This window comes from Montanilutibacter psychrotolerans (genome assembly GCF_003719825.1).
GTDB classification, from domain to species: Bacteria; Pseudomonadota; Gammaproteobacteria; order Xanthomonadales; family Xanthomonadaceae; genus Montanilutibacter; species Montanilutibacter psychrotolerans.
Map to the genome: position 1 here is coordinate 359,455 of NZ_RIBS01000005.1, position 15,016 is coordinate 374,470.

At 64.0% G+C, this 15,016-nt stretch carries 10 protein-coding genes (1 of these 10 cut by a window edge); 7 read left to right on the forward strand and 3 right to left on the reverse strand.

Annotation, left to right across the window (positions count from 1 at the left end):
- Nucleotides 1-5,859 carry the beginning of a non-ribosomal peptide synthetase gene (locus EER27_RS12595; protein ID WP_190285780.1) on the reverse strand. It extends 13,536 nt beyond the left edge of the window, so only the first 5,859 of its 19,395 coding nucleotides appear in the window; its start codon is at nucleotides 5,857-5,859; its stop codon lies beyond the left edge, outside the window.
- A 616-nt stretch (nucleotides 5,860-6,475) separates the two neighbouring features.
- On the reverse strand, nucleotides 6,476-6,724 hold the full coding sequence (locus EER27_RS16955) for a hypothetical protein (RefSeq protein WP_148041023.1): 249 nt from the start codon (nucleotides 6,722-6,724) through the stop codon (nucleotides 6,476-6,478).
- A gap of 412 nt (nucleotides 6,725-7,136) precedes the next feature.
- Between EER27_RS16955 and EER27_RS17150 the strand changes: the two genes are divergently transcribed.
- The 7 genes from EER27_RS17150 to EER27_RS12630 all read left to right on the forward strand — a co-directional run bounded on the left by EER27_RS17150 (nucleotide 7,137) and on the right by EER27_RS12630 (nucleotide 14,050).
- A complete protein-coding gene (locus tag EER27_RS17150; protein ID WP_190285781.1) occupies nucleotides 7,137-7,277 on the forward strand; it encodes a hypothetical protein in 141 nt (46 codons plus the stop codon).
- Between the two features lie 561 nt (nucleotides 7,278-7,838).
- Complete coding sequence (locus tag EER27_RS12605; protein ID WP_123088457.1) at nucleotides 7,839-8,033, forward strand: hypothetical protein; 195 nt, start codon at nucleotides 7,839-7,841, stop codon at nucleotides 8,031-8,033.
- Between the two features lie 90 nt (nucleotides 8,034-8,123).
- The gene (locus tag EER27_RS12610; protein ID WP_123088458.1) at nucleotides 8,124-9,146 is read left to right on the forward strand and encodes a thiaminase II/PqqC family protein; all 1,023 of its coding nucleotides are present in this window, start codon (nucleotides 8,124-8,126) and stop codon (nucleotides 9,144-9,146) included.
- 2 nt (nucleotides 9,147-9,148) lie between these two features.
- Nucleotides 9,149-10,153: an iron-containing redox enzyme family protein gene (locus EER27_RS12615; protein WP_123088459.1), complete on the forward strand. Its 1,005-nt coding sequence runs from the start codon at nucleotides 9,149-9,151 to the stop codon at nucleotides 10,151-10,153.
- Nucleotides 10,150-11,646, forward strand: a complete 1,497-nt coding sequence (locus EER27_RS12620) for an aminotransferase class III-fold pyridoxal phosphate-dependent enzyme (protein WP_123088460.1) — start codon at nucleotides 10,150-10,152, stop codon at nucleotides 11,644-11,646. Before EER27_RS12615 ends, EER27_RS12620 begins: the two co-directional genes overlap by 4 nt.
- The gene (locus EER27_RS12625) at nucleotides 11,643-13,124 is read left to right on the forward strand and encodes an aldehyde dehydrogenase family protein (protein ID WP_190285782.1); all 1,482 of its coding nucleotides are present in this window, start codon (nucleotides 11,643-11,645) and stop codon (nucleotides 13,122-13,124) included. The genes EER27_RS12620 and EER27_RS12625 overlap by 4 nt, the downstream gene beginning before the upstream one ends.
- A complete protein-coding gene (locus tag EER27_RS12630) occupies nucleotides 13,121-14,050 on the forward strand; it encodes a heme oxygenase-like domain-containing protein (protein WP_148041024.1) in 930 nt (309 codons plus the stop codon). The genes EER27_RS12625 and EER27_RS12630 overlap by 4 nt, the downstream gene beginning before the upstream one ends.
- A gap of 19 nt (nucleotides 14,051-14,069) precedes the next feature.
- Here the strand turns inward: EER27_RS12630 and EER27_RS12635 are convergent, their stop codons facing one another.
- Nucleotides 14,070-14,648, reverse strand: coding sequence for a peroxiredoxin (locus EER27_RS12635; protein ID WP_123088463.1), 579 nt, complete (start codon nucleotides 14,646-14,648; stop codon nucleotides 14,070-14,072).
- Nucleotides 14,649-15,016 lie beyond the last annotated feature (368 nt).

The following is a 15,016-nucleotide window of genomic DNA, read 5'->3' on the forward strand; positions in this document are numbered from 1 at the left end:
CACCTGTGCCCAGGCCCAGTGGAACAAGCTGGCCGCGCTCACGCCCAGAGCGCGAGCCTGATGCCGCAGACGCTGCGACAGTGCTGACGGCAGCATCAGCTCGGCTTCGTGCGCGTTCTCACCGCCACCGTGTACTTGCAGCAATCCGAACGGCGCGGTCGGCTCGTCCACATCGCCGAGCATCTCGCGGAAGAACGCCTCGTGCTCTTGCGCGCTCACGCTTTCCCGCGCCTGGACCACGAAGTTGCGGAACGGCACCGGATCCGGCAGTTCCTGCGCACGATCGGACAGGATCAGGCCGATCTCGTGCAGCGACACGTCCAGCGCGGTGTGATCAAGCACCATGTGGTGATGGACCAGGCGCAGCAGCCAGCGCTGGCCGCGCCGATCGAATGCGGCAAGGCCGCGGATCAGCGGCGCCTGCTGCAGGTCGATTCGGCGCGCACCGTCGTGACGATCCAGTGCGGCTGCGACGTCGTTCTCGTCGAGTTCCAGCGTCTGCACGTCGAGTCGTGCCTCGCGCCACACCACCTGGACCGGCGCGTCCAGGCCCTCCCACAGCACCGCGGTGCGCAGGACGTCGTGGCGGTCGATGACCTGCTGCAGGGCCTGCACGAAGTCGTCGAGCTGCGCGCGCGCATCGAAGCCCAGGGTAATCGACAGCAAGTAGGGATCGCGGTCCTGCTGCAGCAGGTGGTGGAACAGGATGCCTTCCTGCAGCGGAGCCAGCGGATAGATGTCTTGTACGTTGGCAGCACCGCCAGGCACTGCATCGACGATGCGCGCGATCTGCGCCGCATCCAGATCGATCAGTGGCAGCATCTGCGGCGTGATCGCCTCGCAGCCCGGCGGGATGGCATTGGCCGGCACCGTCACTGGGTGCCGACCAGCACGTGAGGCCTGTTCCACGCCTTGCGCCAGCGCAGCCAGCGTCGGTCGCGAGAACAGAGCACTGATGTCGGCCTGCAGACCGTCGCGCCGCAGGCGTTCCATCAGTTGCACCGCCAGAAGCGAGTGCCCGCCGAGTTCGAAGAAGTTGTCATGACGCCCCACCTTCTCCACGCGCAGCAGCTCGCTCCAGATCTGCGCCAGCGTGGTCTCGACCTCGCCTTGCGGTGCCTCGTAGACGCGTTGCGCGAACGCCGCGCCATCGGGCGCCGGCAGTGCCTTGCGATCGAGCTTGCCGTTTGGCGTCAGCGGCAGCGCCTCCAGCACCACGTAGGCCGCCGGCACCATGTAATCGGGCAACACCTGCGCCAATGCTTCGCGCAGGACGTGCGCTTCGGGCTTCGTATCGTCCGCGGACACGATGTAGGCCACCAGGCGCACTTCACCGGGTGCATCCTCGCGCGCCAACACCGCGACCTCACGCACGCCGGGTTGGCTGGCCAGCTGCGCTTCGATCTCGCCCGGCTCGATACGCAAGCCGCGGATCTTCACCTGATGGTCGTTGCGTCCGAGGTACTCGATCGTGCCGTCCGATCGCCAGCGGCCCAGATCGCCGGTCTTGTACATCCGCGCATCGGGCTGCGTCGCGAACGGGTCTTCGACGAAACGTTCGGCGGTGAGCTCCGGACGATTCAGATAGCCGCGCGCCACCTGTGCGCCGCCGATGTGGATCTCGCCCGGTGCGCCCGCCGGCACCGGCTGGCCGTGACGGTCCAGCAGGTAGATCTGGGTGTTCGCGATCGGCCGACCGATGTGGATGACGGCGTCGTCGTGACGAGTCAGGCCCGATGTCGCCACCACCGTCGCTTCGGTGGGGCCGTAGTTGTTCACCAACGCGAACGGCAGGTCCGCCGTCGGCAAGCGACTCAAACGATCGCCGCCGGTCAGCAGCGTGCGCAGGCCTTGGCGCTTGCCCTGCCCTCGCGCCAAGGCCGTGTCGGCCAGCGCGGTCACCAGGAAGCTGGTCTGCAGGTCCTGTCCTTCCCACCACGACAACAACGCCGACGGATCACCCGCCGATGCCGAAGGTGGCAACGCCAGCGTCGCGCCCTGGCACAGCGCGGGCCACACCTCCCACGTGCAGGCGTCGAAGGCGACGCCAGCCGTGCTCGAGCTGCGTTCGCCCGGGGCGAGCGGGAACGTCTCGCCGTGCCAGCCGATCAGATTGGCCAGATGCCGGTGCTCCACCATCACGCCATTCGGGCGTCCGGTCGAACCGGAGGTGTAGATCACGTAGGCCAGGTGACTCGGGTCCGCAGTTGCCTCGCAAACGGGCACCGCGGTGGCCGGCTGCGCATCCCATGGGCGCTGCGCAGCGTCCACCTCGATCACGGTCCAGTCGCCCGACAGATTCCCGCTAAACGTCAGATCGGCCTGGGTCAGCACGACGCGGGGCGCGCTGTCGCCGAGCATGTCGCGCAGCCGCTCCGGTGGCGATGTCGGATCCAGCGGCACATAGGCACCACCGGCCTTCAGCACGGCCAGCATCGCCATCACCAGGTCCGGTCCGCGCCGTAGGCACAGAGCCACCCGCTCTTCGGCATCGACACCCAGCGCACGCAGTTGATGCGCCAAGCGGTTTGCGCCCTCGTCCAGCGCCTGATAGCTCAGGCGCTGGCCTTCGTATTCGATCGCCACGGCCTGCGGCGTCCGCGCCACCTGCCGTTCGAACAGCTCATGCACGTACAGACCCTGCGGGTACGCACGGGCAGTGTCGTTCCACGTCGTCACAACCTGGCGACGCTCCGCCTCGCCGACGATCGCAATCGCATCCACCGCTTGCGCGTCGTCGCGCACCATGCCGCGTAGCACCGCCTCCAGATAGCCGAGGTGACGCTGCATCGTCGCGGGCTCGAACAAGGCGCTCGCGAAGTTCAACGTACCGACGATGCGTTCCTGGGCTTCCTGCAGCTCCAGGGTCAGGTCGAACTTGGCGTCAGTCGCCTGGGGCGCAAGCTGTTCCACGCCAAGGCCGTCCAGTTCGAACGCCGTCTGCGGCACGTTCTGCCAGGCGAACATGAGCTGGAAGATGGGACTGTGCGCCATCGTGCGCTGCGGATTGAGCGCTTCCACCACCTGTTCGAACGGCACGTCCTGATGGCTTTGTGCCTGCAACGCGCGCTCGCGAACTTGCGAAAGCAACTGCGACACGCTCGGGCGATCGCTGAAATCCAGGCGCAACGCCAAGGTGTTGACGAAGAATCCGATCAGCGGCTCCACTTCGACGCAGCTGCGATTGGCGATCGGCGTGCCGATCACCACCTCGTCTTGTCCCGCCAGGCGCGTCACCACGGCGCCCCACGCCGCGAGCAGCGTCATGTACAAGGTCGCGCCATGACGCCGCGACAGCGCCTTCAGCGCCGCTGTCAACTCGCGATCGAACTCGATCGGCAGGCACTGGCCCTTGTAGTCCTGCACCGCGGGGCGCGGCTTGTCGGTCGGCAAGCTGACCAGCGTCGGCGCGTTGGCGAGTTGCGCGCGCCAGTAGGCCAGTTGCTGCTGTTGCACTTCACCGCTGAGCCAATCGCGCTGCCACACCGCGTAATCGGCGTACTGCACGGGCAGCCCCGGCAGCGGGTCGGTCGCGAGAGCCACGCCCTCCACCGCATAGCCGCGATACAACGCGCCGAGTTCGCGCGCCAGAACATCCAGAGACCAGCCGTCGGAGACGATGTGGTGCATCGTCAGCAGCAACACATGCTCTTGCGCATCCAGGCGCAGCAGGCGCCCACGGATCAGCGGCCCTTGCGCGAGGTCGAACGGCGTACTGGCCTCGATGCGGCGCCAGTCGTCGACCGCGTCCGCACGCGGCCGACCATCAACGGTCAAATCCTGTCGTGTGAGCGCAAAGGTGGCCGCTTCGACGATGGATTGCGCCGGCTGGCCGTCCACCAGCGCGAAGTGCGTGCGCAGCGCTTCGTGACGCTGCACGATACGATCCAACGCAGCCTGCAACGCGGCCTCATCCAGCGATCCGCGTAGGCTCAGCGCGTACGAAAGGATATAGGCGGCACTGGCCTGCGTTCCCATGCGCGAGATGAACCACAGGCGCTGCTGCGCGAACGACAGCGGCAAGACTCCCGAACGCTTGCCCGATACGAGCGCGGGCAGTCTCCCGGATTGCGTTTGCTCGGCCAAAGCCGTGGCGAGGTCATGAAGCACCGGGTGCGCAAAGAGGCTGGACAGCGCCACCTCCAGGCCCAGCCGCTGGCGCACCCGCGAACCCATCTGCGCGGCCAGCAGCGAATGACCGCCGATCTCGAAGAAGTGGTCGTTCCGGCCGATACGCTCGACGCGTAGCAGCTCGCTCCAGATCTGCGCCAGCGTGCTTTCGGTGTCCCCTTGCGGGGGCTCGTAAGCGCGCTGCGGGATGCCAGACGCCGCGGGCGCAGGCAAGGCGTTGCGATCGACCTTGCCGTTCGGTGTCAATGGCAAGGTCGGCAGAAGCACCCACGCGGCTGGCACCATGTAGTCCGGCAACGTTTGCGCGAGCGCGTCGCGCAAGGCCTGCGGGTCGAGTTCAGCGTCCGTTGCGCCGACCACATAGGCGGCCAGGTACTTCTCGCCCGGTACGTCTTCCCGCGCCAGCACGAGCGCTTCGCGCACAGCGGGCTGCCCCAGCAGCTTGGCTTCGATCTCGCCCAGCTCGATGCGGAAACCGCGGATCTTCACCTGATGATCGTTGCGGCCGACGTATTCCAGCGTGCCATCCGCACGCCAGCGGCCCAGGTCACCGGTCTTGTACAGGCGCGACGAGGGTTCCGCCGCGAACGGATCGGCCACGAAGCGTTCGCGGGTCAACTCCGGTTGATTCAGATAGCCGCGGGCTACGCCAGCGCCGCCGATGAAGATCTCGCCGATCTCGCCGCGAGACACCAGTTGGCCGAGTTCATCGAGCAGATGGATCGTGGTGTTGGCTACCGGCCGCCCGATCGATGGGTCGAATCCGTCGGCGCGGGCCATGCGGATCCAGGTGGAGTACGTCGTGGTCTCCGAGGGGCCGTAGAGATTGCAGACGTTGGCAACCGCGGTCGTCTCGAACACTTCCTCCACCAGCTGACGCTTCAGCGGCTCACCCGCGACATTGATGACGAGCACGCTCGGTGGCACGGCTTGCTGACTCACGATCGCCTGCAGGGCCGACGGCACCGTGTTGATCAATGACACCGGCAACGCCCGCGTAGCGAGCGCGAGAATGTTGTCGATCAGATGCACGCAGCCGCCGCAGCTCAAGGGTGCGAAGCATTCGAAGACGGCCAGGTCGAAGTTCAACGAGGTCGAGAACAGTGTGTGCTGCAACTCTTCCACCGAGAACGACTGCCGCGCCCAGTGAATGAAGTTGACCGCGTTGGCGTGCTCGATCATCACGCCCTTCGGCTGGCCGGTGGAACCGGACGTGTAGATCACATAGGCCAGATGGCTCGACGTGAGACCGAGATTGGCTACCGCGAGGTTGTCAGCCGACAACGCCTCCCAAGGCCGCTGAGGACCATCGAGTTCCAGAACCTTCGCTCCGGCTCCGATATCGCGTGCAACTGCCAGGTCGACTTGCGTGAGCACCACGCGCGGCTGGCTGTCGTTAAGCATGTACGCCAGTCGCTCGCGCGGGTACGCCGGGTCGAGCGGCACGTATGCCCCACCGGCTTTAAGCACCGCGAGGATCGCCACCACCATGTCGACGTTGCGCTGCAGACAGATGCCCACGCGCTCGTCCTGGCCGACGCCGAGGTCGCGAAGATGGTGAGCTAGTCGGTTGGCGCGCTCGTTGAGCTCCTGATAGCTCAGCTGCCGACCCTCGTGCTCCAAGGCGATGGCCTGCGGCGTCGCCGCGGCCTGACGCTCGAACAACTCGTGGATGCAGCTCGGCGCGTTCGACGAGATTTCTTCGGGGCTGGCTTCGTACTTGTTCATTCCAAAATCCTTTTGGTTATCCCAACCGCCCAGGCGTCTGGCAACAGTCGTCGGCCGTCTGCGGCATCGCTGCGCAAACTCCATCCAGGACAGGCCGTTGTTGGAACTGTGTCGTCGCGTGGGATGTAGGACATCTCGATGAGGTCGAACCCTCGCTCGGCGTCAGCGTGGGTGTTGCTGCAGACGAGTAACCAACTCCGCCTGCATCAGCGCTACAAATCAGATGGCGTGCGAAAGATCTCTTGTGGATCAACGCCTGTTCCGCGTCGTCCAAGAGGCAGAGATCGAGCCGGTGCAACCACGATCCAACGTCGTCCGCAATCACTGCATGCGATCGCTTTCGCTCCGCTCCAGAACGATGCGTAAGGCGTCGTTGGTGTGGAGAACATGCTTGATGACGGCCTCGAAGCGATCGAGGTCGAGCGCGCCTAGCTAGGCGATTTCAGAGCGGGCGGTTGATCCAGCACTGCTTGCTGGGGCGAACTCAACGGATGCAGAACTTCGGTGCTCATAGGCGTGAGACCTTCCTTGTCGATGGTTCGAGCCAGACACGGCGCGCTACTACCCACCACCCACGCGTGAGAGCGGGCGGAATCTGGCGAATGCGCTGCCGTACCTAACAGGTAGTCCCGATCAATCCGATCGCTCGGGCACCAGGATCTCCAACTGCCGCAACGTGCGACTGGCCAAAGCCAGAGCGCTCACGAACAAGCCGCAACGCGGATTGGATCGCGTCGCAGATCAATGACCACAACATCAGGCGCGCTTGATTGATGGAAGCCGCAACCAGCATCGAACCCGCGAACGCGCCGACAACGCCGGTCGACATCACCAGGCCGATCACATTGGTGGAATCTGTTGCCACGTAGAGGTGTGGCGGCCACTTCGGCCCGAGAAACAACGACAGCTTCCTGCTGCATGAACTCCATCCTTGAAGTCGAACTTCACGTCGTTGAGACAACAACTCTCTCTACTTCTGTAGCGAGACTACGCATCTATACATTGAACTCTTGTTACACGAAACGGCGAAGGTTTGAGTTCGTGCAACTCGTCAAACTTTTTCGACGTTCAACTTCTGCGTTCATCAATGAGGTGCACTCACTCGACTTCGCATTGCTTAGCGAAGCGCGCTTTGCCACGGTGAGCCAAGCGCGTTGATGCACATCGCTGAGAGCAAGTGCGAAGAGATCGTGGCACCGCGCGGCATCAGAGACCAGACCGCAATGTTGGAACACTGTGATCTGCAGCGACTCCGTGTCGGTCGACAAGAATTCTCGATGAGCACCATCGACATCAGTCATGCCGAGCCTCTTCTAAAAGCGCATGACATCGACAGCGCCGCGGTAGTCGCCGGCAACACGGCGTCGGACCGTATCGCCTTGTCCGCGAGTGTCGAAACTGGCGATAGTGACAGTTGACCGAACAACGATCCGGGCCGACCCGTAGCACGCAAAGCGCTTTGCGCGGAACCGCCAGTTCTCGTAGTCGTACGACGTCTTGATGCGCGGCAACGATGCGCAGCATCTTCTCCAGAATGCATGCGGCGCGGCCGCAATTCCCCCGCCATGTGCAGCGGACTCGATCGTCGCAAGTCACCTGCACTACGACATCACCGGATCCAATCCGCCAGGAAGATCGCATGCCGGGTTTGCTTGCGCTTGCCAACATCAGCAGGCGGCGCCGACATGGGTGTGCCCCCTGCTCTACCGGTTGTGACGCATCCAGCCACACCAGTTCATCGCGTCATGAAGTTTGGCCATCCATAAGCTGCGTAATCAACGCGTGAACGTTTCGATACGAAGACATGAAAGCATGACGTGGCTGCGCGTTCTGCCAGCTTGACGTGATGGCGGCACACCGATAAATACGCCGCGAGACTTTCTTCAGAGTCTCAAAGGGAAGTTCCTACCATCCACTTCAGCTGCATGGGCACATGCGGTCTGCGACTGCTGGGTGCCCCAAGGAAGGAGTCCGATCACATGGAAACGAAAGCCGAAACCATCCGGAAGCCCTTGAAAGAGAACGAAGTAGTCATTCACGTCCCCAAGGGGACCGCCGGCAACGTACGAGTAGTCGAGGCCGATGCGCCCACTCTCAACACGGAAATCACGGTTCAAGTCAGCAAGAACCGCCGCCCTGGTGTGATTCCGGTTCTGGGCGTCATCGTCAAGTAAGGAAACGAACGTAGCGCTTTGTGTCCTCCCTGCCTGCACGACGTGCGGGTAGGGAGTGTCTCGCCTGCAGTTCCTACGGAAGGGACGCTTATGCAGCCGCAGCCGCACGTAGTGTTGTCCGATTGCCCTGTTTTGCGCGCGGACGCCATTGTGCGTATCGCTGACGAACGCAAGGTGGAGATCGAGATCGAGGACGAGGTCTTCACCTTATCCGGCCTTGAGTCGCGGCCGCTCGCACAAGCGCTCAATCTCCTGAACGGCGTGCGCCCGCTTGCCGACGTGAGCAAGCTTGTAGCCGTTCCAATGGACGGCCTCAACACCGTGCTTGCGCATCTCTCGGCCGCGGGTGTGATCAGCAATGAATCCCCTGCCGACTCATTGATGGACCCGTCCGAGTTCGCTCATCTGTGTAGATCGCTGTATGGGCCATGGAAGGCGCGACTGTTCAGTCATGACCTCTGGCGTGGCCTGGTCGAAGGGACACTGGATCGGCGCATCTTTGTGGGCTGGGCGGTCGAAAGCTATTGGTTCATCGAAGGTGTGCTCGATCGACTGCCGATGGCCACGGCATGCAGCGAGAACACAAAGCTGCGCTCGGTCTTCGCTCACCACTTCGCCGAAGAATGGGATCACTTCCATTTCTTCACGCGCACGCTGGATGCGCTGGGTGTGGGCGCAGAGCAACGGCAGGTTGGACAACCCTTGCCAAGCACGCGAGCAGTTCTGCACTGGATGCGTGCTGCAGCCCGACGAGATCCGCTGCGTTACGCGGCATGCTCGGGTTTCCTCGAGTCCACGGGAGCCGATCGCGCAGCAGCCAGGTCATTTTTTGATCATGTGGCGATGCGCTACGACACCCCGGATCGGGCCGCCGTGACGCCGATGGCCGAGCATGTGTCGCTCGATGAGGACTACGGCCACGACACCGTGGTCGAGAATGCGGCCAACTGCTTCTCAAGCATTTCCCGAGAGCGCGCCCGCCAAGCGGTGCAGAGTGCCTACGGCCTGTTCGAGACCTTGGAGATGTGGTCGAGCGACATCCTTCGGCACTACGCCGCCCCCTCCTCGCTACCGCTCACAGCACCGCGGATCTACCGCGGAGCGGAGATCTGACCATGTCGCTCATGCGCCGGCGCACGTTGCTATCGCCACATTGCAGAGTTTCCGTGGAGGCGAACACGCTTGTGATGTTGACTCGGGAAGACGAGTACCGGTTCCAGGTATCCGAACCACAGGCGCATGCCCGCATCCTCGAGGGGCTGCGCGAGCAGGGATGTCCTTCCGAGCTCGCAGCGCGGCAGGGCGTGGACGGCTCTGCACTCGAGCCGCTCCTGGTCACTTTGGCGAACGATGCGGTGCTCCTCGACCTCGATGCAGCAATAGAGAGTTCGGACGGCGCAGACACCGTTGAAGCCATGCTGCGCGAAGCCCGCTTCTGGGCGCGAAGCGTCTTCGAGCAGCCGTTCTGGGAGGACCTTCTCGCGGGTCGCTTCAATCGTGCCCAGGTGCTGGGATGGGGCGTCGAGTTCTATCACTTCGTGGATGCAGCTAACTTCTACATGCCGCTCGGCATTGCGCACACGCGCAACAAGCGGAATCTGCGTGAGGCCATCGCGCGCCACTACATCCAGGAAATGGATCACGGCGTCATCTTTCTCGAGGGCCTCAAGCGTTCCGGGCTCGACCGCTCGTCGATCCTGGTCGCTCCGCCGCTGCCTCACACGCAGGCGCTGATCAACAACCTGGCGGAGCTCGCCATCGAGGGAGAGGTCCCCTACACCGCCGCCTTTGCGGTGATGCAACCGGGCATCGTCGAGCCTTCCATCGAAGCGCTGGACGAGTTCTATGGGACTCTGAGTCGCCTGTATCCGTTCGCGACACCGATGTTCGAGGCCTTTCGTCGGCATGCGCGAATCGACGTCGACCTCCATCATGAGGAGACAACCTTCACGTTGCTCTGCCGCGAGGGCATCTCGCCACCGGAGCGGGCACGGGCGAGTCTGGCGATGCAGACCGTCGCGGAGAACTTCGTGCTCTTCTTCGAGGGAATCCAGGACTGGTACGGGAGACAGGAGGACTTCGCGCTCCGTCGCCCCATGGTGGCCGGAGTGCCTGCGTGACACGGCAGGCCGAGATCGAGGCCAGAATTGAAGCGGACTACACCGCTGGGCTTCGGCGCGCCGGCCCACGAGAAGAGGCCGAGCCCGTACTGGCCGGCGGTGTGGCCCACCACAGCTGGCGCATGTCGCCCTTCCCTGTCGTGTTTGCGCGCGGTAGCGGCGGCGAGAAGTGGGACGTCGCCGGGAGGCGTTACATCGATTTGTGGATGGGCCATGGTTCCCTGATGCTGGGAAATGCGCATCCAGCCGTTGTCGAAGCTGTCGCGAAGCAGATGCAACTGGGACAGCATCTCGGTGGCGCTCACGTGATGCAGTACGCGTGGGCCGAGCGCATCCGGGAACTGGTGCCGTCCTGCGAGTACATCCGCTTCACCGCGTCAGGTACCGAAGCCACGCTGTTGGCACTCCGGGTAGCCCGCGCCTGGACCGGACGCCCGCGGATCGTGAGAGTAGACGGCCACTTTCATGGGTGGCACGACGAGGCATTGGCGCATGCGCTGCCAAAGAAGCAGAGCGGGCTGAACCCCGGTGTCGATGAATTCATCACCTTGGTCCCGCCTCTCGACACGGGAGCCGTGTTGGATGAACTCGCCGAACGCGACGTAGCCGCGATCATTCTCGAACCCGGTGGAGGCAGTGCGGGTTCACTGCCTTGGTCTACGCAGTACCTCGCAACGCTTCGCCGCATTGCCGACCTGCACGGCGCCTTGCTCATCTTCGACGAGGTGATCAGTGGCTTTCGCTATGCGCCAGGCGGCGTGCAAGCACTCGCAGGCGTGCGCCCCGATCTTACGGTGCTTGCGAAGATTGCCGCGGGTGGAATGCCCGGCGGCCTCGTTGGCGGCAGACGGGAGGTTCTTTCGGTCGTTTCGGGCGGACTTTCGGCGGTGAACGAGCCCGTCCATGTCGTGCATGCGGGCACCTTCAACGGCTTCCCGCTCAGCGCCGCCGCCGCGCTTGCCACGCTTGATCTCGTCGCAGACGGAACGACGCAAGCCACGGCCGAGCGGGTCACCTGCACCCTGGTCGCGGGAATCAACGCTGCCGCTGAAGCGGCGGACCTAGACGTTCGCGCCATCCACCAGAGCTCCATCTTTCATCTGCTCATCGGTGCGCTCGACGCAGGAGACCCGATCAGTCCCGGTACCGCGGCCATACGCTTGCTTCGAGAGCGCGCGGCGGACTACGCCACCTTGCGCCGAGCGCTGTTGCTCGAGGGCGTCGACTGCCACATGAGTCACGGCTGGCTGTCGATCGCACACGATGGCCCTCTACTGGACGAGGCAATTGGCGGCTTCGAGCGGGCGTTTGCGCGAGTCCGGGAGCTTCCCTCCTTCCGCGCTCCAGCGGAACTGCCCTCAACGGTGTCTTCCGAGCGCTGTGGCACGACCTGTCCCGATCCGACCTGCCCTAGCCGTTTCCGGCTGGTGGCGGGTTGCTCCGTACCCGTGGACCGGGTGGAGGAAGCGGAGAAGGAAGGAGATGCCTTGTGAGCGAACGCCTTGCCCAACTCGTGGATGGTTCGCTCGAAAGCCCGGAGAGAGGTCCGCAGATTGCCGCCTACGATCCGGCGACAGAGCAGCTGCTGGGCCTTGCACCCGAGGCCGACGCCGGAGTGGTGGCAAAGGCTGTAGCCGCGGCCCGTCGCGCCTTCGACGATGGAAGCTGGTCGATGCTCCCGGTCCAGGAACGGGCCTCCAAGCTCCGGCTGGTCGCCGACCTGCTGGAAGAGAATCTCGAGACGTTCGCGAAGGCCGAGACGGCCGACACCGGCATGACCTTGAAGATGACCACGCAGGGACACCTCCCGCGAGCGGTCGCTCACCTGCGCTTCTTCGCCGAAGAAGCCGTGCGCATGTCGGGGGAATGCATCCCCATGGACGGCGCCTATTTTCACCTCGTCCAGCGCGAACCCTTGGGCGTGATAGCGGTGCTCGCTCCTTGGAATGCGCCCCTGGCCGTCGCGACGATGAACGTGGCCGCCGCCCTCGCCGTAGGCAACACGGTGGTCCTCAAGAGCTCCGAGCGCGCCCCGGTAACGCTGTCCCTGCTTGCGAAACTGTTCGCAGCCGCCGAGTTCCCTCCAGGCGTGATCAACGTGATCCATGGCCGCGGACAACCCACTGGCGAAGCGCTGGCATTCGCCGGAGGCGTGGACGGCCTATGTTTTGTCGGTGGCACCGAGACGGCGAAGACGATCTCGAGGTGGGCGCCGATACACCGCAGGAACATCTTCGAACTGGGCGGTAAGTCGCCCACGATCGTGCTCGCTGACGCCGACCTCGACGCCGCGGTCGATGGCGCCTTGCTGTCGGCGTTCTCCAGCAACGGTGAGGTCTGCACGGCCGGTTCGCGCATTCTGGTCCACGAGCGCCTTCAGAACGAATTCCTCAGCCGCTTCGCCGAACGGGTTCGCGCGATCCGCGTGGGGGATCCGCGTGATCCGCGTACCGAGATGGGCCCCTTGATCGACGCCGCGCACCTGCAGCACGTGCGTACCAGCGTAGAGCGGGCGGTTGGCGAAGGCGCGACGTTGGTCTGCGGCGGGCAGCGACCCACCGGGCTGTCCCATGGGCACTACATGACGCCCATCGTGTTGACTGACGTGGATACGGGGATGGAGATCGCACAAGAAGAAGTCTTCGGACCCGTGGCAGCCATATTCCCCTTCCGCGACGACGAAGAAGCGGTTTCGCTCGCAAACGACACGAACTACGGATTGTCGGCCACCATCTGGTCTGCTGACAGTTCCCGCGGGCTCGCGTTGGCGCGCCATCTTCGATGCGGCGTCGTGGGAGTGAACTCACCGGTCATCCGTGACATCCGCGCGCCGTTCGGCGGGCGCCGGGAGAGCGGCATAGGCCGTGTGGGTGGGAAATGGAGCTTGGAGCAGTACACGGAGGTCAAGACGATCTGCGTCCGCGTTTCGGGCCTCGCACTCCCCCGACTGGGTACAGGAAGCGCTTCGTGAGCGGGACGGCGGTACTGATGCTCTCGCCGCACGTGCGGTGGACTCACACCAGCAGCCAGCTGCGCCTGGAAGCTCCCGAATCCGTCATACACCTGAGCGGCCCTGGTGTGCCGACGTTGTCCGGGCTGCTTGCGGCCCTCGAACAGGGCATCGTGCAGCGCGAAGAAATGCCATCGGCGCACTCGAGGGTCCTGCAGACGCTCGCGGCGGAAGACTTGCTGGCCACGCTCGATCCTCACCCGCGGACCGCCGACGCGTTCCTGGCCACGCTCTTCGCCATCTGTGACTACTGGGTCGAAGGCATCTTCCGCTCGCCCTTCTGGGATGCATTTCATCGCGGTCAGGCATCGCGAACCCAGGTCATGCAGTTCCTGGCCCAGCTCTACCACCGCACCGTCGGCGCAGACCATCACAACCTGATCGCGGCAGAGCGTTGTGGCGATCCCGAAGTCCGGGACTTGCTGGAACGGCACTACCGCGAGGAGTTCGGCCACGCCGCCATCCTGCTCAAAGGGTTCGCCAAGTGCGGCCTCGCCCGAGACGGCGCCGTTGTGCATGGTCCGCTGCGTTCCACGCGACGCCTGATCGACTACATGGTGGACATCTCGTCAGACACCATGGCGTACCTGGGGTGCTACGGGATCTTCCACGCCCCGTCGACCGTTCGCGGCGAAGAACAACTCGTGCATCAGTTCGAGCGCTTCGCAGCGTTGTACCCGTTCGCAACGCCGGCGTTCGATGCGGTGTGTCAGCATGCCCGGCTCGACTGCAAGTTGGGACACGCGGAGATCGCGCTCGAACGACTCGTACGGAGCCGTGGATGCCCCGATGCCGAAGGGGTGCGATCGGCGCTCCGGGGTGCCCGCGGAGCGGCGGCGGCGTTTCGCGCGATCTTCGACGACCTGTCGGCCATCGCCGAGGAATGATCGGGGCGGACCAGCCGTTTCAGGCGCGATCGTAGTGTGCCGTCAGCCAGCCCAGCACCTGCGCGGCGTTCTCGTCGGGTGGAAAGACGGGATACCACACCTTCACGATGCGGCCGTCTTCGATGACCCAAGCCATTCGCTTCATCAGGACCGCTCCCGCGGCCTGGAAGGTCGGGAGCGAGAGCGCATGCACGAGTTCCAGCTTCGCATCGCTGAGCACGGGGAACGGTAGCGCCAGTCGCGCGACCATTTCGCGTTGATATTCGGTGGTCTGCGTGCTGAGCCCGAAGATTCCGCATCCAACCGCCGAGAATTCTGCCGAGAGATCCCGATAGCCGCACGACTGCGGCGTGCAGCCGCGCGCACCGGGCACTTCGTTCCAGTTCGCGATCAGCGGGGGAACCCCGGGCTGTCCAGTACGCGGGTAGGCGAACACCACGTTCCGTCCGCGCAGCACCGACAGATCAACGCTCGTTCCGTCCGTCGCAGGCAGTGCGATGGATGGGATGCGCATGCCGGTCAGGTGATCGCACGCACCGTCGTCCACGGGCAACGGCAGATCGTCGGGAAGGTTTAGCAGGTCGTTGACGGTAGGCATGTTGGATGGCCCAGAGATCAAGAACGTTCGAAGTTTCACGCCGAGCCCAATCAAAAGACCCGGAACCGATGCCGCCCAGGCGGCAGTGACGATGGTTCGATTGTAGAAGGCTTTGATGCGTCGAAGACATCGGCGCAGTCATCGTTCCAGACATGTGATGACACTGTCCTGGGCGCGGATCGAATGGATGCTTCTTGCTACGCGGAAGCATGCTCGGACTGCTTTCATGATCCGGCAATTCGAAAAAATGAACTTGCTTCCAGAACGACATGGTCCTGGAGCTGACCGTATTCCTGCGCCTGTATGATCGCCCGCCGAGTGGGGGCTGCCATTGCCCTCTCTTCTGACTTTCCAAGTCGGAAACGAAC